The 20,758-nt window shown below is 74.5% G+C and carries 20 protein-coding genes; 7 read left to right on the top strand and 13 right to left on the bottom strand.

Going from position 1 to position 20,758, the window contains the following annotated elements; all coding sequences use genetic code 11:
* Positions 1 to 9: 9 nt before the first annotated feature.
* Entirely contained in the window at positions 10 to 723 is a 714-nt protein-coding gene (locus tag ACPCK6_RS13510; RefSeq protein WP_423481272.1) for a hypothetical protein, read from the bottom strand.
* 73 nt (positions 724 to 796) lie between these two features.
* Between ACPCK6_RS13510 and ACPCK6_RS13505 the strand changes: the two genes are divergently transcribed.
* Entirely contained in the window at positions 797 to 1,624 is an 828-nt protein-coding gene (locus ACPCK6_RS13505; RefSeq protein WP_396881502.1) for a PIG-L family deacetylase, read from the top strand.
* A gap of 34 nt (positions 1,625 to 1,658) precedes the next feature.
* On the opposite strand, the gene ACPCK6_RS13500 is transcribed toward ACPCK6_RS13505, so the two are convergent.
* Together ACPCK6_RS13500 and glnA are read right to left on the bottom strand one after the other, a co-directional pair.
* Positions 1,659 to 2,801, bottom strand: coding sequence for a carboxylate-amine ligase (locus ACPCK6_RS13500; protein ID WP_396881503.1), 1,143 nt, complete (start codon positions 2,799 to 2,801; stop codon positions 1,659 to 1,661).
* 141 nt (positions 2,802 to 2,942) lie between these two features.
* Complete coding sequence (glnA, locus tag ACPCK6_RS13495; RefSeq protein WP_423481271.1) at positions 2,943 to 4,367, bottom strand: type I glutamate--ammonia ligase; 1,425 nt, start codon at positions 4,365 to 4,367, stop codon at positions 2,943 to 2,945.
* Between the two features lie 233 nt (positions 4,368 to 4,600).
* Here glnA and ACPCK6_RS13490 point away from each other — a divergent pair, with 233 nt between their 5' ends.
* Together ACPCK6_RS13490 and ACPCK6_RS13485 are read left to right on the top strand one after the other, a co-directional pair.
* Positions 4,601 to 6,385 (top strand): N-acetylglutaminylglutamine amidotransferase, encoded by a 1,785-nt coding sequence (locus ACPCK6_RS13490; protein ID WP_396881683.1) that lies wholly within the window; start codon positions 4,601 to 4,603, stop codon positions 6,383 to 6,385.
* Positions 6,386 to 6,404: 19 nt separating this feature from the next.
* Positions 6,405 to 6,665, top strand: coding sequence for a YegP family protein (locus ACPCK6_RS13485; protein WP_135239679.1), 261 nt, complete (start codon positions 6,405 to 6,407; stop codon positions 6,663 to 6,665).
* 89 nt (positions 6,666 to 6,754) lie between these two features.
* Here the strand turns inward: ACPCK6_RS13485 and ACPCK6_RS13480 are convergent, their stop codons facing one another.
* Positions 6,755 to 6,925 (bottom strand): hypothetical protein, encoded by a 171-nt coding sequence (locus ACPCK6_RS13480; RefSeq protein ID WP_013285860.1) that lies wholly within the window; start codon positions 6,923 to 6,925, stop codon positions 6,755 to 6,757.
* Positions 6,926 to 7,181: 256 nt separating this feature from the next.
* Between ACPCK6_RS13480 and ACPCK6_RS13475 the strand changes: the two genes are divergently transcribed.
* Complete coding sequence (locus ACPCK6_RS13475) at positions 7,182 to 8,597, top strand: aldehyde dehydrogenase family protein (protein ID WP_396881507.1); 1,416 nt, start codon at positions 7,182 to 7,184, stop codon at positions 8,595 to 8,597.
* Here ACPCK6_RS13475 and ACPCK6_RS13470 read toward each other — a convergent pair.
* Genes ACPCK6_RS13470 through ACPCK6_RS13435 form a run of 8 tightly spaced genes read right to left on the bottom strand, consistent with a single transcriptional unit; the run spans position 8,594 to position 15,834 of the window.
* Positions 8,594 to 9,328, bottom strand: a complete 735-nt coding sequence (locus ACPCK6_RS13470) for a class II aldolase/adducin family protein (protein WP_396881508.1) — start codon at positions 9,326 to 9,328, stop codon at positions 8,594 to 8,596. The genes ACPCK6_RS13475 and ACPCK6_RS13470 overlap by 4 nt on opposite strands.
* Positions 9,328 to 10,194, bottom strand: coding sequence for an acyl-CoA thioesterase (locus ACPCK6_RS13465; RefSeq protein WP_396881509.1), 867 nt, complete (start codon positions 10,192 to 10,194; stop codon positions 9,328 to 9,330). Before ACPCK6_RS13465 ends, ACPCK6_RS13470 begins: the two co-directional genes overlap by 1 nt.
* Positions 10,191 to 11,054 carry a beta-ketoacyl synthase N-terminal-like domain-containing protein gene (locus tag ACPCK6_RS13460; RefSeq protein WP_423481270.1) on the bottom strand — a complete coding sequence of 288 codons (864 nt, stop codon included), beginning with the start codon at positions 11,052 to 11,054 and terminating at the stop codon, positions 10,191 to 10,193. Before ACPCK6_RS13460 ends, ACPCK6_RS13465 begins: the two co-directional genes overlap by 4 nt.
* Positions 11,051 to 12,157 (bottom strand): beta-ketoacyl synthase N-terminal-like domain-containing protein, encoded by a 1,107-nt coding sequence (locus ACPCK6_RS13455; RefSeq protein WP_355511157.1) that lies wholly within the window; start codon positions 12,155 to 12,157, stop codon positions 11,051 to 11,053. The genes ACPCK6_RS13460 and ACPCK6_RS13455 overlap by 4 nt, the downstream gene beginning before the upstream one ends.
* 6 nt (positions 12,158 to 12,163) lie before the next feature.
* The gene (locus tag ACPCK6_RS13450; RefSeq protein ID WP_269696747.1) at positions 12,164 to 12,652 is read right to left on the bottom strand and encodes a 3-hydroxyacyl-ACP dehydratase FabZ family protein; all 489 of its coding nucleotides are present in this window, start codon (positions 12,650 to 12,652) and stop codon (positions 12,164 to 12,166) included.
* Positions 12,649 to 13,035 carry an ApeI family dehydratase gene (locus ACPCK6_RS13445; RefSeq protein WP_167796877.1) on the bottom strand — a complete coding sequence of 129 codons (387 nt, stop codon included), beginning with the start codon at positions 13,033 to 13,035 and terminating at the stop codon, positions 12,649 to 12,651. Before ACPCK6_RS13445 ends, ACPCK6_RS13450 begins: the two co-directional genes overlap by 4 nt.
* On the bottom strand, positions 13,017 to 14,273 hold the full coding sequence (locus tag ACPCK6_RS13440) for a CaiB/BaiF CoA transferase family protein (RefSeq protein ID WP_194800038.1): 1,257 nt from the start codon (positions 14,271 to 14,273) through the stop codon (positions 13,017 to 13,019). The genes ACPCK6_RS13445 and ACPCK6_RS13440 overlap by 19 nt, the downstream gene beginning before the upstream one ends.
* Before the next feature lies 1 nt (position 14,274).
* Positions 14,275 to 15,834: an AMP-binding protein gene (locus ACPCK6_RS13435; protein WP_281600894.1), complete on the bottom strand. Its 1,560-nt coding sequence runs from the start codon at positions 15,832 to 15,834 to the stop codon at positions 14,275 to 14,277.
* 136 nt (positions 15,835 to 15,970) lie between these two features.
* Here ACPCK6_RS13435 and ACPCK6_RS13430 point away from each other — a divergent pair, with 136 nt between their 5' ends.
* A complete protein-coding gene (locus ACPCK6_RS13430; RefSeq protein ID WP_194800040.1) occupies positions 15,971 to 17,062 on the top strand; it encodes an LLM class flavin-dependent oxidoreductase in 1,092 nt (363 codons plus the stop codon).
* Positions 17,059 to 18,339: a cytochrome P450 gene (locus tag ACPCK6_RS13425; RefSeq protein WP_194800041.1), complete on the top strand. Its 1,281-nt coding sequence runs from the start codon at positions 17,059 to 17,061 to the stop codon at positions 18,337 to 18,339. Before ACPCK6_RS13430 ends, ACPCK6_RS13425 begins: the two co-directional genes overlap by 4 nt.
* 6 nt (positions 18,340 to 18,345) lie before the next feature.
* Here ACPCK6_RS13425 and ACPCK6_RS13420 read toward each other — a convergent pair whose 3' ends face one another.
* The gene (locus ACPCK6_RS13420; RefSeq protein WP_423481269.1) at positions 18,346 to 19,554 is read right to left on the bottom strand and encodes a cytochrome P450; all 1,209 of its coding nucleotides are present in this window, start codon (positions 19,552 to 19,554) and stop codon (positions 18,346 to 18,348) included.
* A gap of 190 nt (positions 19,555 to 19,744) precedes the next feature.
* Here ACPCK6_RS13420 and ACPCK6_RS13415 point away from each other — a divergent pair, with 190 nt between their 5' ends.
* Positions 19,745 to 20,734, top strand: a complete 990-nt coding sequence (locus ACPCK6_RS13415) for a ParB/RepB/Spo0J family partition protein (RefSeq protein ID WP_396881517.1) — start codon at positions 19,745 to 19,747, stop codon at positions 20,732 to 20,734.
* The last annotated feature ends 24 nt before the right edge of the window (positions 20,735 to 20,758 follow it).

Genomic DNA, 20,758 nt, shown 5'->3' with positions numbered 1-20,758 from the left:
TGCCGCCGGTCAGGCCAGCAGCGTCTCGCGCAGTCGCGCACCCAGGTTCAGCTGGCCGACCACCCGGGGACCGGCCGGGTCGTACACGGCGATGCGGTGGTTGCGGCGCATCATCTCCCGCACGGCCGGCGGCAGCCGGGGCGGGTCGTCCATCGTCGCGAGCACCCGCGCGCCGGTGCCCATCAGCCGCTCCACAAGCGTCGCGCTGTCGGTGTCCACACGCACCCGGCCGAACTCCCAGCCTGCGGTGGTCAGGTCGAGCACCTCGAACAGGCGCGTCACGAACGGCTGCGGGTCGGTCACCCGGTCCAGCCGGTCGGCCCGCCCGCCGACCACCGCCACGGCGGCGCTGACCTGCGCGTACGGGTGCAGCCCGCTGGGTAGCGCGCCGAGCGGCCAGCGCAGCGCGGGCCCGGCCTCCTTCCACAGGGGCCGGTAGTTGCGGCGGTGCACCAGCAGCCGCCGCCCGGTACGCCGGAACACCTCCTGCGCCTGCCCCTGGAGGTCGGCGTGCGCCTGGTCGGCGGCCTCGCAGACGATCCCGGCGGCCACCACGAGACCGTCGTCATCGGACAGCAGCCGGGTGATCGCGTCGGCCTGCTCCGGGAACCGGAGGCGGGCGTGCGCCCCGTAGGACCGCCGGACGTCCCGCAGCAGCTCCTGCTGACGTGCGGGGTCCAGTTCGACCCGTCCGCCACCGAGCAACCGCTGGAGCCAACCCATCGCGCCTCGCTTCCGTCGCCGTCTGCGGACCGGGCAATGCTAGTTCGTCGGCCGATGCTCGTATGGTGACGGGGTGACCGATCGATCCCTGACCCTGATGGCGGTGCACGCGCACCCCGACGACGAGGCGACGAGCACCGGCGGCGTCCTGGCGCGCTACGCGGCCGAGGGCGTCACCACAGTGCTCGTGACGTGCACCGACGGGGGGTGCGGCGACGGCCCCGGCGGGATCAAGCCGGGCGACCCCGGGCACGACCCGAAGGCCGTGGTCGAGATGCGCCGCGCCGAGCTGGCCGCGAGCTGCGAGGCGCTCAAGGTCACCCACCTGGAGACCCTCGACTACGGCGACTCCGGGATGATGGGCTGGGCGACGAACGACGCGCCCGGCGCGTTCTGGAACACGCCGGTGGCCGAGGCGGCCGACCGGCTGGCCGAGCTGATCCGGCGCTACCGCCCCGACGTCGTGGTCACCTACGACGAGAACGGCTTCTACGGCCACCCGGACCACATCCAGGCCCACCGCATCACGATGGCCGCCGTCGAGCAGACCGGCATCCCGGCCAAGGTCTACTGGACCACCGTGCCGCGCAGCGCGTTCCAGCAGTTCGGCACGATCATGCGGGAGATCGGGGTGGAGTTCCCCGAGCCGGAGGCGACCGACGAGATGCCGGCGCTGGGCCTGCCGGACGACGAGATCACCACCTGGGTCGACACCAGCGGCTACGGCGGGCAGAAGTTCGCCTCGCTCGCCGCGCACGCCAGCCAGGCGGAGAACATCTTCTTCCTGCGCCTGGGGCAGGAGCGGTTCACCGAGCTGATGGGCATGGAGACGTTCGTGCGGGTGCGGGACACCACCGGCGCCGCCACCCCCGAGGACGACCTGTTCGCCGGGTTGCGCTGACCGGTCGCCGGTCCGGTCCGGGGAGGTCATCGACTCACGTCGAGACGGTCTGCGCGGCCAGGTGCGCGAGCACCACGCGGATGTCGCCGCCGGTGTCAGCCATGACCTGACGTTGCCGGGTGGCGCCGGTGCCGTCCCGGCGCACCCGGTCCAGCTCGCGCCGGACCAGGTCCAGGTCGCCGTGGCGGGTCAGCGCGGGCGTGACGGTGACGACCAGGTCGTCGACGAGGTCCCAGGCGGGCCGGGGCCGTCCGGTGCGCAGGTCGACGAGCTCGCCGTCGACGCCGTCGTGGGCTGCCCGCCAGTGCGCGGCGGCGACCAGGCAGTCCCGGATGCGGGGTGCGGGTACGCCGGCGCGGACGTCTTCGATCAGGGTGGCCACGAGCGCCCGGACCAGCCCGGCGACCAGCACGGTGTCGTCCACGGTGGGGCACACGTCGCCGACCCGGACCTCCACCGTCGGGTACGACGCGGACGGGCGGGCGTACCAGTAGACCATCGCGGCGTCGAGCATGATCCCGGCGGTGATCAGGTCCGCGACCGTGGCGTCGTAGTCGGCGGCGGAGTCGAAGTGCGGTGTCGGTCCGATGCTCGGCCACCGTTCCAGCTGCATCGAGCGCCAGCTCGCGTGCCCGGTGTCCCGCCCGTCGTGCAGCGGCGAGTTCGCGGTGAGCGCCTGCACCACCGGCAGCCACTGACGCAGGTGGTTGCAGACCTGCACGGCGAGTTCCCGGTCCGGCACGCCGACGTGGACGTGGCAGCCGCAGACCGCCGGGTCGTGGGCCACCGGGCCGAACCGGCGGGACATGTCGTGGTAGCGCTGCTCGTCGGGCACCGTGCGGTGGGCCTCGCAGACCGGGGTGGCGCCGACGGCGACCAGCCGCGCCCCGGCCGCGTCGGCCGCCCGCGCGGCCGCCCGGCGCAGCGTGACCAGGTGCTCCCGCAGCTCTCCGAGATCCGGGCTGACCGGCGTCACCATCTCGACCATGCTGTGCCGGAACTCCTGCCGGCTCTGCTCACGGGCGGTGCCGGAGAGCGCGCCGCGTACCCGGTCGGCGACCGGCATGCTTTCGCCGGTGGCCGGGTCCAGCAGCAGGAACTCCTCTTCCACCCCGAGGGTCAGGACGGTGGGGATCTGCGGGGTGGTGGTGGCGGTGGTGGTGGGCCGCGGCCTCACCGACGGCTCCACCGGCACGGAGCGGTCGGCGGGTCGACGTGAGGCGGAGTCATGTCTCGACGGTACGAGGGCGAGGGCCGGCCCGAGGCCGTTTCCGCCGACCACCGCCCCCGCGGGTGGCGGGGGCGGTGGCGGTGCGGCTCAGCAGTCGAAGTAGAGCGCGAACTCGTGCGGAGTGGGCCGGAGCCGGACCGGGTCGACCTCGTTGGCGTTCTTCCAGTCGATCCAGGTGGAGATCAGGTCGTCGGTGAACACGCCGCCGTCGAGCAGGTAGTCGTGGTCGGCCTCGAGCGCCGCCAGCGCCTCGGGCAGCGAGCCCGGAACCTGCTTGACGTCGCCCCACTCCTCCGGCGGGAGGTCGTACAGGTCCTTGTCGATCGGCGCCGGCGGCTCGATCTTGTTCTTGATGCCGTCGAGACCGGCCATGAGCATGGCGGAGAAGGCCAGGTACGGGTTGCTGGACGGGTCCGGCACGCGGAACTCGACGCGCTTGGCCTTCGGGTTGCTGCCGGTGACCGGGATGCGGGTGCAGGCGGAGCGGTTGCGCTGCGAGTAGACCAGGTTGACCGGCGCCTCGAAGCCCGGCACCAGACGACGGTACGAGTTCACCGTGGGGTTGGTGAAGGCCAGCAGCGACGGGGCGTGGTGCAGCAGGCCGCCGATGTACCAGCGGGCGGTGTCGGACAGGCCGGCGTAGCCGGTCTCGTCGTAGAACAGCGGCTCGCCGCCGCGCCAGAGGCTCTGGTGGGTGTGCATGCCGGAGCCGTTGTCACCGAACAGCGGCTTCGGCATGAACGTCGCGGTCTTGCCGTGCGCCCACGCCTCGTTCTTGATCAGGTACTTGAAGAGCTGGAGCTCGTCGGCCGAGTGCAGCAGCGTCGAGAACTTGTAGTTGATCTCGGACTGCCCACCGGTGCCCACCTCGTGGTGCGAACGCTCCACGGTGAAACCGGCGTCCACCATCCGGCGGACCATGCTGTCGCGCAGGTCGGCGTAGTGGTCCACCGGCGGCACCGGGAAGTAGCCGCCCTTGTAGGCGGTCTTGTAGCCGCGGTTGCCGCCCTCCTCGATCCGGCCGCTGTTCCAGGCGCCCTCGATCGAGTCGATGTAGTAGAACGACTGGTGCGCGGAGGTCTCGTGGCGGATCGAGTCGAAGATGTAGAACTCCGCCTCGGCGCCGAAGTAGGCGGTGTCGGCGATGCCGCTCGCCGCGAGGTACGCCTCGGCCTTCTTCGCCACGTTGCGCGGGTCGCGGGAGTACGCCTCCCGGGTGAACGGGTCATGGACGAAGAAGTTCAACGCGACGGTCTTCTGCGTGCGGAACGGGTCCACGAACGCGGTCGCCACGTCCGGCAGCAGCAGCATGTCCGACTCGTGGATCGACTGGAAACCACGGATCGACGAGCCGTCGAAGGCGAGACCGTCGGTGAAGACGCTGTCGTCGAACGACTCGACCGGCAGGTTGAAGTGCTGCATCACGCCGGGCAGGTCACAGAAACGTACGTCGACGAACTTCACGTCCTCGTCGGTGAGGTATCGCAGGAGTTCCTCGGAATTGGCGAACACACGTCCTCCTGGCAGGCGTCGTTGATCCTGGCCACGTCCCGTGGCCGGACCGCCCGGGGACATGGCCCGTACCGCCACCGTACGACGGCGCGCCGTGCCCGGCTCGCCAACAGCCCATCCGGGTTTCCTTCGCCACAGGCCGGGTAGTCGCCGTACCCGGCGGACCGCCCGGGAGACGACGTGGCGGGAGGTTGGCATGGTGGGTGCTCCTCGACCGACCGGCGGACGCTGAGATGTGCGGGATCAGCGGTGAGGCCAGATTCGACGGGGCCACCCCCGACGCCGCCGCGGTGACCCGGATGACCGCCGCCATGCGCTCCCGCGGCCCGGACGGTGAGGGCGCGTGGAGTGACGGCTGGATCACCCTCGGGCACCGCCGGCTGACAGTGATCGACCTGTCCGAGGCCGGCGCCCAGCCGATGGTGCGCGACGACCTCGGCCTGGCCCTGGTCTTCAACGGCTGCGTCTACAACTACCCGGAGCTGCGCGACGAGCTGCGCGCGGCCGGGCACACCTTCCACAGCACCAGCGACACCGAGGTGATCCTGGTGGCGTACGCGCAGTGGGGGGAGCGGTTCGTCGACCACCTGATCGGCATGTTCGCGGTGGCGCTGGTGGACCGGCGGCGGCGATGCCTCGTGCTGGCCCGCGACCGGCTCGGCATCAAGCCGCTCTACCTCGCCGAGTCGCCCGGCCGGCTCCGCTTCGCCTCCACGCTGCCGGCGCTGCTGGCCGGCGGTGACGTCGACACCGGCATCGACCCGGTCGCGCTGCACCACTACCTGTCCTGGCACTCGATCGTGCCGGCGCCGCGCACGATCCTGCGCGGCATCCGCAAGCTGCCCCCGGCCACCGTCCGGGTGGTCGAGGCCGACGGGCGCAGCCGCGAGCGCGTCTACTGGCGGCCCGAGTACCGGCGCGACCCGGCCCACGAGGGCATGGACGCCGCCGACTGGCGGGCCGCCGTCGGCGACGCGCTGCGCACCGCCGTACGCCGCCGGCTGGTCGCGGACGTGCCGGTCGGGGTGCTGCTCTCCGGTGGCCTGGACTCCAGCATGATCGTGGCGCTGCTGGACGGTGCCGGACAGCACCACCTCCAGACCTTCAGCATCGGTTTCGACAGCCGCGGCGACGAGAGCGGCGACGAGTTCCACTACTCCGACCTGGTGGCCCGCGCGTTCGGCACCGACCACCACCGCATCCGGCTCGCCGACGGTGACCTCGGCCCGGCCGTACGCGCCACCGTGGCGGCCATGACCGAACCGATGGGCAGCCACGACGTGGTGGCGTTCCACCTGCTCTCCGAGCAGGTCGCCCGGCACGTGAAGGTGGCGCAGTCCGGCCAGGGCGCCGACGAGGTGTTCGCCGGCTACGGCTACCACCACCGGCTGGCCGACACGGCCCGCGACGACGCGACGGCCGAGTTCACCGCCGCGTTCTTCGACCGCGACCACGCCGAGCTGACCGAGGTGGTCGAACCGGCGTACGCCTGCGACGGTGACGCCAGCGGCGAGCTGGTCGCCGCCGACCTGGCCGCGCCGGGCGCGCAGACCGCCGTGGACGCCGTGCTGCGCCTGGACACCCACCTGATGCTGCCCGACGACCCGGTCAAGCGGGTGGACAGCATGAGCATGGCGTGGGGGCTGGAGGTGCGTACGCCCTTCCTCGACCAGGACCTGGTCACGCTCGCCGCGGCGTGCCCGCCGGAGCACAAGCTGGCCCAGGGCGGCAAGGGCGTGCTCAAGGAGGTGGCCCGCGAGGTGCTGCCGGCCGAGGTCATCGACCGGCCAAAGGGCTACTTCCCGGTGCCGGCGCTGCGCAACGTCGACGGTCCCGTGCGAGAGTTGGTGGTCGAGGCGCTGGGTGCGCCCGAGGCGCGCCGGCGCGGGCTGTTCCGCCGGGCGTACGTCGACGAGCTGCTGGCCGAGCCGGACCGGGCCCAGGCCGCCGCCGGCAGCAACAAGCTGTGGCAACTGGGCCTGCTGGAGCTGTGGTTGCAGACGCACGGCGTGAGCTGAGCGGGGCGGGAGGAGCACTGTGAAGTTCGTCATCGAGAGCGAGGCCGACGGCAGTGTGGGGTTCACCGTCGTCGGCGGCGACGGTCAGCTGCTCGCCACCGGGGCGCCCTGCCCGGACAAGGGCTCGGCGCTCGCCGTGGTGGGGGAGCTCATGCACGGTCTGGGCGACGCCTGCGTCGAGGACCGCACCGAGGCCGGCGCCGGGCCGGTGGCCGGCACCCGCACCGAGATCGGCGACGACATGTCGGACATCGGCCGCTCCGGCATCCCGCCGGTCTGACCGCGACACGTCCTGGCTGCGTGACGGTGATCCGCCGGTCCGACCGCGGCACGTCCCGCGCGGCCGGCGGGCCGGGCGGGACGGTGTGCTCACTGCTCGTCGTCGAGGACGTCCGTGTGGCCGTCGCGGGTGACCGTGGGCGGCAGGTGCTCGTCCGGCTGGGGCGCCTCGGCGAGCGTGTGGTGCGGGTCGCCGTCGGGCGAGAACAGCACCCGATCGGTCTTGCGGGTCTTCTCCTGCTCCTCCTCCGGCTCCGTCACCGCGTTCTCCCTCCGCTCACCGGCGCCTCCGGCAGGCCGCCCCTCGTCCCACGCTAAGCGCCGGACGGGCGCCGGGAGCGGGTTTCCGCGCGACGGCCCCGGGCCGGCCCCGACGCGCGCGACGGCGGGGGAGCGCACGGACCGGTCCGACTCTCATCATCTGCGGAGCGCCGCGGCGGGACAACGTGCACGCTGCCCACCCCGCACACCCGCGGATACGCTGCCAGCCGCAGGCACCAGCGACGGAGGGGCAGCCGTGGCGCTGACGATGACCGTCGACGGCCGCCCGGCCGCCGGCGCCGGAACCTTCGACGTCGTCGACCCGGCCACCGGCGCGGTGTTCGCCACCGCCCCGGCCTGCCCGCCCGAACTGCTCGACCGGGCGATGGCCGCGGCGACCGCCGCGTACCCGCAGTGGGCTCACGACGACGAGGCGCGGCGCGGCGTGCTGCGCGCCGCGGCCCGGGCGGTCCTCGGCGCCGTGGCCGACCTCGCCGCGCTGGTCACCGCCGAGCAGGGCAAGCCGCTGGCCGAGGCGACCACCGAGGTACGCGCCGCCGCCGCGTGGCTGCACTACTTCGCGGGCATCGAGACCGGACCCCAGATCGTCGACGGTCGGCGCGACACGGCGATCGTCACCGCGCGGCCCCTCGGCGTCGTCGCCGCCGTCACGCCGTGGAACTATCCGCTCGCGCTCGCCGCCTGGAAGATCGCTCCGGCGTTGCGGGCGGGCAACACCGTGGTGCTGAAGCCCTCCCCGCACACCCCGCTCGCCACGCTCGCCCTCGGCGAACTGCTGCGTGACCTGCTGCCACCCGGCGTGCTCAACGTGGTGACCGGGCCGGATCCGCTCGGGGCGTGGCTGTGCGCCCACCCCGTACCCAGGAAGATCACCTTCACCGGGTCGACAGCGACCGGCCGGCGGGTCGCGGCGGAGGCCGCCGCGCGGCTCCGGCGGGTCACGCTCGAACTCGGCGGCAACGACGCCGCAGTGGTGCTCGACGACGCCGACCCGGCGCGGATCGCCGACGACCTGTTCTGGGCGGCCTTCGCCAACAGCGGCCAGATGTGCATGGCGGTCAAGCGGGTGTACGTGGCCCGGCCGGTGCACGACGCGCTCGTCGAGGCGCTCGCCGACCGCGCCGCCACCGTCCCGATGGGCCCCGGCGCCGACCCCGGTGTCCGGCTCGGCCCGGTGACCACCCGGGCCCAGCGGGAGTACGTGGCAGGGCTCGTCCGCGCGGCCGTCGCCGGCGGCGCGACGGTGGCCGCCGGTGGTCGAGCCGTCGACGGGCCCGGTCACTTCCATCCGCCCACCGTCCTGGCCGGCGTGTCCGACACCGACCGGGTCGTCACCGAGGAGCAGTTCGGGCCGGTGCTGCCGGTGCTGGCGTTCGACGACGTCGAGGAGGCGCTCACCCGGGCCGACGCGACACCGTTCGGCCTGACCGCCTCGGTCTGGTCGGCGGACCCGGACCGGGCCGCCGCGGTGGCCGCCCGCCTGGACGTGGGTCAGGTGTCGGTGAACGCGCACGCCGCCGGGGTCCGGCCCGACCTGCCGTTCGGCGGGCGGAAGGACAGCGGCCCCGGGGTCGAGAACGGACACTGGGGACTGGCCGGGTACACCCAGCCGCACGTCCTGGTCCGGCCGCCCTCGGATGACCAGCCCTAGTCGAGCAGGTCCGGTTCGGCGTGCACGACGTCCTCGTACATCGGGCGGAAGTTCAGCCGGCCCAGCCCCGGCGTGCCGATGGTGGCCCGGGTGAGACGGGCCTCGGCGGGCGCGATCGGCACCGGCGTGCCGGCCGCCTCCGCCGTGAGCTGGATCCGGCAGCAGCGGTCCATGCTGAAGAACCACCAGGCCGCCTCGTCCACGCTGCCGCCCACGGTCAGCAGGCCGTGGTTACGCAGGATGACCGCCTTGCCGGGGCCGAGCGCCTTGGCGATCCGGTCCGCCTCGTCGCGGTCGAGGACCACCCCGGAGTAGCCGTCGTGCAGGCCGTGGTCCTCGTAGAACGCGCACGCGTCCTGGGTCAGCGGGTCGAGCAGCCGGCCCAGCGTGGCGAACGCGCGCCCGTACACGCTGTGGCTGTGCGCGGCCGCCACGACGTCCGGGCGGACCGCGTGGATGCGGCTGTGGATGGCGTAACCGGCCGGGTTGATCGTGCCCTCGCCGTCCACGACGGTGCCGTCGGAGTCCACCAGCAGCAGGTCGCTCACGCACAGCCGGCCGAACGACCGGCCGAACGGGTTGATCCAGAACCGGTGCGGCTCGCCCGGGTCGCGGACGGTGAGGTGACCGCCGGCGCCCTCGTCGAAGCCGTACCTGTGGAACAGCCGCAACGCCGCCGCGAGGCGCTGCTTGCGGCGCAGCCGCTCCTCCGCGACGCTCCGGGCCCCCATCACGCCGTCCCGAGCAGCGCGGCGACGACCTCGTCGTCGAACTCGGCCAGCCGCCCCGCGTCCGGGCCGCGGCTGATCGCGTACCCGTGCAGGATGCGGGCGTGGGCCACCGGCACCCGCTCGCCGTCACGCCGCACGGCGAAGCGGACGTCGGCGTCGAACATGGTCCCGCGCAGCACGTCGGTGACGGTGAACGTGGTCTCGATCTCCTCCTCCATCCGCGCGGCGGCGAGGACCCGCACGGACGCGCGGGACACGACCGGGATCCAGCCGCGCACGTCGAGCATCCGGCCGACGGAGATGCCGCGTGCCGCCAGGAACCGGTCCACGACCTCCTCGACCGCGCGCACGTAGCCGGAGTGCTGCACCGGCTGCGAGTACTGGCAGTAGAAGTACGGCGCCCGCCACCGCCACTCGAACGGCGTACCGGCCGCGTCGGCGGCGGGTGCGGGAGCGTCCGCCCGGACCTCGGCCACGACCGGCACGTCACCGGGGACCGCGACGTCGACGGCCGGGCCGGTCCGGACCAGCGCCGCGCGGACCCGGCCGCGCAGCACCGGCACGCCGCGCGCGGTCAGCCGTACCGCGAACTCGCCGCCGCCGCGGTGCCGCGCCTCGGCGGTCACCTCGTCGTCCACGTCGAGCACCGCCGGCAACTGCACCGAGGCGTCGGCGATCACCAGGCCGAGGCCGTGCTCGTGGTACAGCCGCGAGGGCCCGGCGTCGCGCTCGCGGAACCAGGCGAGCACCGCCTCCTCGGCCAGGTACATGAAGTGTTTGAACCCCACCCAGGTACGGATGTTGGCGCCCTCGAAGCGGGGGCGCAGCGCCACGGTGGTGGTCTCGTCCGGCAGGACCGCTGTCACCGGGTCTCCTCTCGACTGTCGGATCGGGGTGCGGGCCCGGGGTCCGGCGCGGCGCGTACCGTGACCGCGCGGAACCCGTCCTCGTCGTCGCCGCAGCGGACCTCCACGACCGCCGGCCCGCCGGGCGCGCGCAGGGCGTCCGCCGCCAGCGCGACCGGGACCAGGCCGTCGGCGCCGTAGTGGCCGCCCTCGCCGCCGGTGCCGTGGCCGTCCGGCGGGTCACCGGGAACCGTCCGCACCGGACCGACCACCAGGTGCGGCGCGGGCACCCGGTCGAGCGGCTCCAGCACCAGGCAGGCGGCGCCGGCACGCAGCGGACCGGGGCGGTCCGGGCGGGTCGCGTGCAGCGCGACGGCGATGTCGTCGTCCGGCTCGGCGCCGACCACCACCACCCGGCCGGCCCGGCCCGCCGCCAGCAGCCGCAGCCCGGCGGCGAGCGCGTCCAGGCCGGACGTGGCGCCGGAGCAGCACATCAGGTTCGGGCCGCCGAAGCCGAACCAGATCGCCACCGAGCTGGCCACCACGTTGGGGGAGGCGTTCGGCGCGGACAGCGGGGACACCGCCCGCCAGCCGTCGGCGCGGGCGGTGGTGACGATCCCGGCGACGGTGCCGACGTTGCCCAGGTTGCTGCTGGCCACCACCGCCGTGCGCGGGTCCACCCGATCCGGCGGGGTGCCGTCGCCGTCGGCCCGGCCGAGCGCCCGGTGCACCGCGCACAGGGCCAGCCGGGTCGCCGTCTCCTTGTACAGCAGTCCCTTGCGCCCGAGGACGGTCCGGGCCCGCTCCGCCGGCGGCGCGTCCGGCCCGGGCAGGTACGCGTACCAGGCGGTGAGTGCCGCCGCCGGTCCGGAGGCGGTCATCGGGCGGCCTCGACGAGCGTCACCGCGTTGACCCCGCCGAAGCCGAACGCGTTCACCTGCGCCAGCGTCGCCCGAGTCCGGGCCGGACGGTCGCGGACCAGGTCGAGGCCCTCGGCCTCGGGCAGCGGCGTGCGCAACCCGGCGATCGGCGGCACCACCCCGGCACGCAGGCAGCGGACGGCGACGTCGAGGCCGTGCAGCGCGGCGGTGCCGGAGGTGTGCCCGATCGCGCCCTTGAGGCCGGTGACGGTGGTGGGGCCGCCCAGCGCCACGAGCGCCGCCGCCTCCGTCGGGTCGTTGAGTGCCGTGCCCGTGCCGTGCGCCACCACCAGGCCCGCGTCGGCCGGTTCCCGGGCACCCCGGGCGTACGCGTCGTCCATCGCCCGGCGCACACCCTCGGCCGACGGCGCGGTCTCGTGGTACGCGTCGCAGGACAGTCCGGTGGCGACCACCCGGGCCAGCACGCGTGGCGCCAGCCCGGCCCGGGTCACCACGAGCGCGGCGGCCCCCTCGCCCAGCAGGACGCCGGCCCGGTCCCGGTCGAAGGGGCGTACCCGGTCGGCGGGCTCGTCGGCGACCCGGCCGATCATCGCGAGCATCGACTCGGTCATCGCGTCGGTGGCCGCGACGACGACGGCGTCGGCCTCACCGAGTTCGATCATGTCCTGCGCGAGGGCGAGGACGTGCCCGCCCGCGCTGCACGCGTTCGCGACGGTGACCGCGCCGGGCACGCCGGCGTCCGCGACGGCGGACCGGAAGTGCAGCCCGCCCGCGCGGAACGGCGCCCGGTCGGCCACCGCCCGCTCGACCGCGCGCAGCTCGCGCAGCCCGGTGCCGACAAGCGCCGCGACGCGGTGCCGGGCCGGGTCGAGCGCCGCGTCGGCGAGCGCCCGCCGGACGCAGTCGCGCAGCCAGCCGGCGGCGGGCCACAACTCGCCGCCGGAGCCGTCCGGGATCGGATAGCCGTGCCGCACGTGCACGGCGGCCGGGTCGTAGCCGGACAGCGGCGCCACCCCGCACCGGCCGCCGAGCAGCGCGGCGAACGTGGCGTCGCCGTCGCCGAAGCAGGTCCGCACCGCGCTCGCCGCGATCTCCACCGGCATCGCGGCCTACCCCAGCTCCGCGAGCGCGGCGCCGGGCCGGACGGCGGCGATCAGCTCACCGATCACCGCAGTGGTCCGCCCGCCGACCGTGACGGTGCCCGACGCGACGGCCGCGCCGTCGACGACCTTGTCCAGCCGTACGTCGTGGCGCAGCACGTCTCCCGGGTACGCGGCGCCGGACAGCCGCAGTTCACGCACGCCGACGAACAACGGCAGCAGCCCGCTGCCCGGCCCCGGCACGCCGACGCCCGCGCGCAGGAACCAGGCGAGCGCGGCGGCCTGGCCGAACGACTCCAGCAGCAGCGCCACCGGATACGCGTACGCCTCGGGAGACGTGGTCTCGTCCAGGCCCGCGTAGCACCACTCGGCGGCGGTGACCGCCTTCTCGGCCACGATCCCGTCGGGCCGGACCTCCACCACCCGGTCCACGAGCAGCAGCGGGAACCGTTGCGGCAGCAGCCCGCGGATCGCCTCCTGCCCGACCGGCGCACTCACCGATACCGCCCGGCGTCGAACTGCGCCTCCAGGCGGGCGCACTGCTCCCCGTCGCCCCGGTGGCAGCGGGCGCGGGCGGTGAGCGGTCCGGTCGCCGGGTCACCTGTCACCTCGACGCGCATGGTGAACTCGCCCGGCGCCAGCACGGGCGCGGTGAACCGGGCCGAGCGCAGCACGGTCAGGCGCGCGCCGTCCACTCCGGCGCAGACGGCGCGCAGCAGCGTGTCGACAAGGAATACCCCGGGCAGGATCGGCCGGCCGGGGAAGTGACCGGACAGGTACGGGCCGTCCGGCTCGACGACGGTACGGGTGCGGATGCGCACCCCGTGACCGGAGCGTTCGATCTCGATGCTGTCGAAGGGGCTCAGTGGGGGCGGGTACACGCCGGGGCCTCCTGTCGGTCGGTGGCGCCGCACGCGCGCAGCCGCGCGAGCTCCGCCCGGTCGACGCCGGCCTCGGTGAGCAGCGCCTCGGTGTCCGCGCCGACGGCCGGCGCGCCGTGCCGCACCCGGGTCGGTGTCCGGGAGAACTTGGCAGCCGGGCCGGTCAGCGGGCCCGTGGTGCCGTTGCACAGCGGGACGGTCTGCACCATGTCGCGTTCCCGGACGTGCGGGTCGGCGGCGGCGTCGGCGAAGTCGCGTACCGGCTCGGCCGGGATGCCCGCGGCGGCGAGCCCGGCCGCCGCCCCGGCCACGGTCCGCGCCTCGCACCACGCGCCGACCAGCGCGTTGACCTCGTCGCGGCGGGCACGGCGCTCCTCGTTCGTGGCGAAGCCCGGGGCCCGGGCCAGCTCCGGCCGGTCCATCGCCGCGGCGAGCGAGCGCCAGTGCTTGTCGAGCGCGACCGCCAGGTAGAGCCAGCCGTCCCGGCAGCGGTACGTGCCGGCCGGTACGACGAAGTCGGCCTGGTCGCCCCAGCGGCGCAGCGGCACGCCGGTCGCGCCGAGCGTCAGGTAGCCGCCGCTGTTGGCGAGCAACGCGTCCAGCAGTGACACGTCGACGTGCTGGCCCTCGCCGGTGCGGTCGCGGTGGCGCAGCGCGGCCAGCGCGCCGATCGCGCCGTGCAGCCCGGCCAGATCGTCGGCGAGGAAGGACGGCGCCTTCATCGGTGTGCCGTCCGGCTCGCCGTTGAGGCCCATCCAGCCCGCCGCTGCCTGCGCGATCGGGTCGAAGCCGGCGTCGGTGGCGCGCGGGCCGTACTGGCCCCAGCCGGAGATGGAGACGAAGACGATGTCGGGATTGACGCGCCGGCACTGCGCGTAGCCGACGCCCCATCCGTCGAGCGTGCCCGGCCGGTAGTTCTCCACCACCACGTCGGCGGTGACCACCAGCCGCAGGAACGCCTCCCGGGCCGGTTCCCGGCGCAGGTCCAGCGACACGCTGCGCTTGTTGCGGTGCACCGTCTCCCGGAACCAGGACAGGCCGGTGCCGGGGATGTCCGGCGGCATCCGGCCCTCCCGGTTGCCGGGCATCTCGATCCGGATCACCTCGCAGCCCAGGTCGGCCAGGACCGCGCCGGTCATCGGCCCGGCCCACACCTTGCTGATCTCCAGCACCCGTACGCCGTGCAGCGGCCCGTCCACGTCGTGACGTGCCTCGCGGTAGAAACCGGCCTTGTCCATCTCACCGCCAGCTGTCTGGTATCTGCGATCGGTGTGCCGAACTGCGGTGCAGCGCCTGCCGCCGCACCTTCCCGGAGTCCTCCCGGGGCAGCGCGGTGGACAACTCGTAGGAGCGCGGCACCTTGAACCCGGCCAGTTCGCGGCGGCAGTGCCGGTCCAGCGCGGTGGTCAGGTCGTCGGTGAGCGCGTGGGTGTCCACCTCGACCACGGCCCGGACCTGCTGCCCGAACTCCTCGTCCGGCACGCCGAAGACGACCGCGTCGCGGACCGCGGGGTGGCGCAGCAGGACGGCCTCGACCTCGGCCGGGTACACGTTCACCCCGCCGGACAGGATCATGTCGTCGGCGCGGCCGGTCAGGTAGAGGTAGCCGGCGGCGTCCAGGTAGCCGCGGTCGCCGTAGGTGAAGCTGCCGTCGGCGCGGTGCGCGGCCCGGGTCTTCTCCGGTGCGTCGCGATACTCGAAGCCGTCCGGGCGGCGCAGGTAGACCCGGCCCTCGTGCCCGGCCGGCAGCGGCATGTCGTCGGCGCCGACCACCACGATCTCGGTGCGCGGCAGCGGCCGGCCGACGCTGCCCGGGTGCGCCAGCCAGTCCTCGGCGTGGATGATCGTGGCGATACCCGCCTCGGTGGCCGCGTAGTACTCGCTCAGCACCGGGCCCCACCAGGCGATCATCTGCCGTTTCACGTCCACCGGGCAGGGCGCCGCCCCGTGCCAGACGCGCCGCAGCGTGGCGCCGCCGAACGCGGCCCGTACCGCGGGGTCCAGCCGCAGCAGCCGCACGAACTGGGTCGGCACCAGGTGCGTCATGGTGACGCCCTCGGCGTCGATCAGCCGCAGCGTCGCGGCCGGGTCGAACCGGGGCCGGGTGACCAGCCGGAACCCGCGGATCAGCGGCAGCAGCGAGAAGAACAGCTGGCCGGAGTGGTACCAGGGGCCGCACAGCAGGTTCACCCCGTCCGCCGGCATGCCCAGCACCGTGCACAGCCGGTTCAGGCGTCCGCGCAGCCGGGGGAGTGGCTCGCCCTGGCGGAACAGCCGGCTGACCACCGCCTTCGGCGCGCCGGTGGTGCCGGAGGTGTAGAGGCCGGTGGCGCCGCTGCCCGCCTCCGGCGGCTCGGCGGCGTCGGCGTGCGCGAGCAGCGGCTCGGCGGCGGCGAACCCGTTCACCGGCTCGTCGCCGAGCACGACGCGCAGTCCGGGGCGGCGGTCGTTGCGCTGCCACGCGTCCCGGGCCGCCGGGAGGCGCTCGGTGTCGGTGATCAGCGCCCGGCAGCCGGAGTCGGAGAGCAGATACGCGACCTCGGCGCCGGTGAGGTGCCAGTTCATCGGCACGATCACCAGACCGGCGTGCAGACAGGCGAGCAGCAGCTCGAACACCTCGTGCCGGTTGCCGGCGAGCACGCCCACCCGGTCGCCCGGGCGCAGCCCCTCCCGGCGCAGCAGGTCGCACCAGCGGTTCACCCGCTCGTCGAGGGCCCGCCAGCTCAGCGCGGCGTAGCCGTCGTCGAGCGCGACCGCGTCCGGCGCGGCGGCCACCATCGGGTGCAGCAGCTGCGCCATCGCGGATCCTCCTCGCCCGGGCGGTGCCACCCGGCCCGTCGGTGACCCCAGCAACGTAGGTTTCGGCGGCCTCCTTTGTCGACTCTCGTATGTGCGGAGTCGTAACGTGTGCCCGGCCCGGTGAAGGGACGATCGGATGACACTGCACCTGCACTGGTTCCTGCCGTCGCACAGCGACGGGCGGGACATCGGCTGGCGTCCGCGGGGTGCCGGCGCGCGGCGCACGGTACGCCGGGAGCCCGACCTCGCCTACCTCGCCCAGGTCGCGCTCGCGGCGGAGCGGCTCGGCTTCGAGGGCATGCTGATCCCGGTCGGGATGTTCTGCGAGGACCCCTGGCTGGTCTCGGCCGCGCTGGCCGGGCGCACCGAGCGGATCCGGTTCATGATCGCGCTGCGGCCCGGGCTGATGTCGCCGACCCTGGTGGCGCAGATGGTGGCCACGTTCCAGCGCCTGTCCGGGGACCGGCTCATGCTCAACGTGGTGGTCGGCGGCGACCCGGACGAGCAGCGCCGCTACGGCGACTGGCTGGACCACGACCGGCGCTACGAGCGCGCCGACGAGTTCCTCACCATCCTGCGCGGGGCGTGGACCGGCGAACCGGTGGACTTCGAGGGGGCGCACCACCGGGTCCGGGCTGCTCTGGTGACACGCCCGCCGCGGACCGCGCCGACGGTGTTCGTGGGCGGCTCGTCGGCCGGTGCGCAGGACACCGCGCTGCGCCACGGTGACGTCTATCTGGCCTGGGGGGAGTCGCCGCCGGAGCTGGGCGCGTTGCTCGGCGAGGTACGCGAACGCGCCGGCGGCAAGCTCTCCTGCGGCACCCGCTTCCACGTGATCACCCGGGACACGCCGGAGCAGGCGTGGGCCGAGGCGGACCGGCTGACCGCCGGGATGGACCCGAAGACGGTGGCCGCCGCCCAGGAGCGGTTCCGGCGCAGCGAGTCCGAGGGACAGCGCCGGATGGCCCGGATGAGCGCCGGCGCCGAGGGCCGGCTGGAGGTGTACCCGAACGTCTGGGCCGGGTACGGCCTGCTCCGGCCGGGCGCCGGGGCGGCCCTGGTCGGCAGCCACGAGCAGGTCGCCGACCGGATCGCCGAGCTGCACGGGCTGGGCGTGGAGCATCTGCTGCTGTCCGGCCAGCCGCACCTGGAGGAGGCGTACTGGTTCGGCGAGGGCGTGCTGCCGCTGCTGCGTGAGCGCGGCATCCTGGCGGAGGTCCACGGATGACGGCGGCGGTGAGCCCTGACGCGTCGCCGGAACTGCTCGCCGACCCGGCCACGTACGTGTCCGGACCGCCGTGGCGGGAGTTCGCCAGGCGGCGGGCCGAGGCGCCGGTGGCCTGGGTACGGGAGCCGGCCCTGCGCCGCCGCTCCGGGCGCGCGGGCGACGGACCGGTGGGCGAGGTGCTGCACCGCGGCGACGGGTACTGGGCGGTGACCCGGTACGACAGCGTGGTGCGGGCCTCCCGCGACCCGGCGTTGTTCTCCTCGGCCACCCGCGGGCCGTTCCTCGCCGACCCGAAGACCCGGGGCGACCTGCAGCGCACCCGCCAGCTGCTGTCCGGCATGGACCCGCCCGGGCACACCCGCCTGCGCCGGGTGCTGACCGCCGCGTTCACGCCGCGCACGGTCCGGGCGCTGCAGGACTCCATCGATGCGCACGCCGCCCGGATCGTCGCCTCGGCGGCCGGCCGGGGTGAGGTCGACGCGGTACGCGACCTGGCCGCCGAGCTGCCCCTGGTGGTCCTCGCCGACCTGCTCGGCATGCCGCCGCAGGACCGGCACCTGATGTTCACCTGGAGCAACCACCTGGTCGGCTTCGACGACCCGGAGTTCGGCGGTGGCGACGTCCGGACGTTCAAGCGGGCCATGACCGACGCGTTCGGGTACGCGGCCGACGCCGCCGCCGCGCGCCGCCGCGACCCGGGCGACGACCTGACGAGCGTGCTGGCGACGGCGGAGGTGGACGGCCGGCCGCTGACCGAGCCGGAGCTGTGCGGCCTGTGGCTGCTGCTCGTGGTGGCCGGCAACGAGACCACCCGTCACCTGGTCTCCGGCGCGCTGGAGCTGGCCGCCGACGACCCGGCCGTCCGCGACGCGCTGGCCGACCCGGACCGGGTGCCGGCGGCGGTGGAGGAGCTGCTGCGCTGGGTCACGCCGATCATGCAGTTCCGCCGGACCGCCACCGCCGACACCGAGCTGGACGGCCAGCCGATCCGGGCCGGTGACAAGGTGGTCCTGTACTACGCGTCGGCCAACCGGGACGAGGCGGTGTTCGCCGACGCGGACCGCCTGCGGCTGGACCGGGCCCCGAACCCGCATCTGGCCTTCGGCGTGGGCCCGCACTTCTGCCTGGGCGCGCACCTGGCCCGGGCCGAGGCGGTGGCGCTGCTGCGGGCGCTGCACCCGCACCTGCCGCATCTTCGCCGCGTCGGCCCGACACAGCGGCTGGCCTCGAACTTCATGAACGGGATCAAGTCGTTGCCGGTGCGCCTGGTCCGGTAGCGGTGTTCAACCGGGGAAGGCGCCCAGTCGAACACGTGCCGGCAGGTGGTCGTACCCCCGGAAGCTCATGTGCCGGCGGCGTACCGGGACGCCGGCCGGCTCGAAGCCGGCCAGGCCGCGGGCGATCCGGTCGAACACCGCCGCTCCCTCCAGCCGGGCGAGCGTGGCGCCGAGGCAGAAGTGCGGGCCGGCGCTGAAGGAGACGTGGGGGTTCGGGGTACGGGCGATGTCCAGCTCGTCCGGGCGGGCGAACCGCCTGCCGTCCCGGTTGGCGGCGGCGAGCAGCAGCACGACCAGCCGGTTGGCGTTGATCCGCCGGCCGGACACCTCGATCGGGGCGCGGGTCAGCCGGGCGGTGGCCTGGATCGGCGCGTCGAAGCGCAGGAACTCCTCGACCGCGCTCGGCACCAGCTCCGGCTCGGCCCGCAGCCGGGCCAGCACCTCCGGGCGGGACAGCAGGGCGGCGCAGCCGGTGGCGATGAGGTTGGTGGTCGTGTCGAAGCCGGCGAAGAACAGGAAGATCACGTTGTCCACCAGCGCCTCGGCGGTGATCGCGCCGCCCGGGTCGGCGGTGGCGAGCAGGCCGGCCAGCGGATCGTCGTCGCGACCCCGGCGCTCGCGCTCGGCCAGCAGCTCCCGCACGTAGGCGCGCAGCCAGGTCACCGCGGCGGCGGTGGCGTCCCGGTCGCCCTCCACCCGGATGCCGGCGCCGAAGGCCCGGGCCAGCGTCATCGCGTACGGGCGCACCAGGTCGCGGTCGGCGACGGGGATGCCGAGCAGCTCGGCGGCGACGGTCACCGGCAGCGGCGCGGCCAGCCCGGTGACCAGGTCGGCGTCCCCGTCCATCGCGGTGAACAGCTCGCCGACCAGTTCGTCGACGCGGCCGCGCAGCCCGGCCACGGCCCGGGGCGCGAGCAGCCGGGACATCGCCCGGCGCAGCACGGTGTGCACGGGCGCGTCCCGGTTGAGCACTGTGGCCCGGAAGAAGCCGGTGACCGCGTCGGGCTCGCCCGAGGCCTGGTACACGACGTCGGGGAACTCGTGGCCGACGCGCGGGTCGGCCAGCAGGGCGGTGACGTCGGCGTGCCCGGTGACCGCCCACACGCCGGGACCGGCGGGCACGACCGGCCCGGCCTCCCGCAGTGCCGCGTAGGCGGGGTAGGGGTCGTCCAGTCCGGCGATCGCGGTCGCGTCGTATCGCACTCGCACTCGCACGACGGGATCGTAGCGCCGGTGGGACGCTTGAAAGCGAGATAGCGCAGCGACGGCGATCACTGACCTGTCGCGATCCCGGCACGTCCGGGGCGTGTGCTCGGCTTCCCCGTCTGATTAGGATTCACGTATCACGGCTCTTGCGAAGCGACGAGAGACGTAAAAGCTAGATACGACATCCCCTGGAGGCGGCGTGACCAAGGGAGCAGCCATGACGGTGGTGGCGGACCTCGACGAGGAGCCGACGGGTACGGCCGAGGGCGGGCCGGTGCAACTGCTGCCCATCGCGTGCCTGCGCGCGGCCGACTCGCCCCGGCTGGCCGGCGAGGACGACCTGCACGCGCAGACACTGGCCGAGACGGACGCGCCACTGCCGCCGATCCTGGTCCACCGCGGCACCATGCGCGTGATCGACGGCATGCACCGGCTGCGCGCCGCCGTCCTGCGCGGCGAGACGCAGATCGCCGCCCGCCTGTTCGACGGCACCGTCGAGGCGGCGTTCGTCCTCGCGGTGCAGGCCAACGTCACCCATGGACTGCCGTTGTCGCTGGCCGACCGCGAGGCGGCGGCCCAGCGGATCCTCCGGTCGCACCCGCACTGGTCCGACCGGGCGGTCGCGACCGCGGCCGGGCTCGCGGCGAAGACCGTGGCGAGCATCCGACGGCAGGACATCGGGGCCCCCGACGTGCACGCCCGGCTCGGCCGCGACGGCCGGCTGCGCCCGGTCAACAGCGCCGAGGGCCGCCGCATCGCCAGCGAGCTGATCAGCCGCAAACCGGAGGCGTCGCTGCGCGAGATCGCCAAGACCGCCGGCATCTCCCCGGCCACCGCCCGGGACGTACGCGAGCGGATGAAGCGCGGCGACGACCCGCTGCCGCTGCGTCAGCGCGGGGGTGAGCCGCGTCCGGCCCGTTCCGGCCTGAGCCGCCGGCCACCGATGCGGGAGCGCTCGGTCAACCTGCAGAACCTGCGGCACGACCCGTCCGTCCGGTTCACCGAGTCGGGCCGTGCACTGCTGCGCTGGCTCGACAGCCAGGCCACCGGGCCGCAAGGCTACGCGGAGCTGATCGGCACCATCCCGGCGCACTGCACGTACGTGGTCGCCGACATCGCGCGCAGCATCGCCGAGGAGTGGCTCGAGTTCGCGGACCAGCTCCGGCAGCGGGCGAACGAGGCGGCCTGACGTCGCCACCGGTGGGATTGGGGA

It is taken from the genome of Micromonospora sp. AB353 (assembly GCF_049538395.1).
Taxonomy (GTDB): Bacteria; Actinomycetota; Actinomycetes; order Mycobacteriales; family Micromonosporaceae; genus Micromonospora; species Micromonospora aurantiaca.
This window is presented reverse-complemented; position numbering and strand designations above follow the sequence as displayed.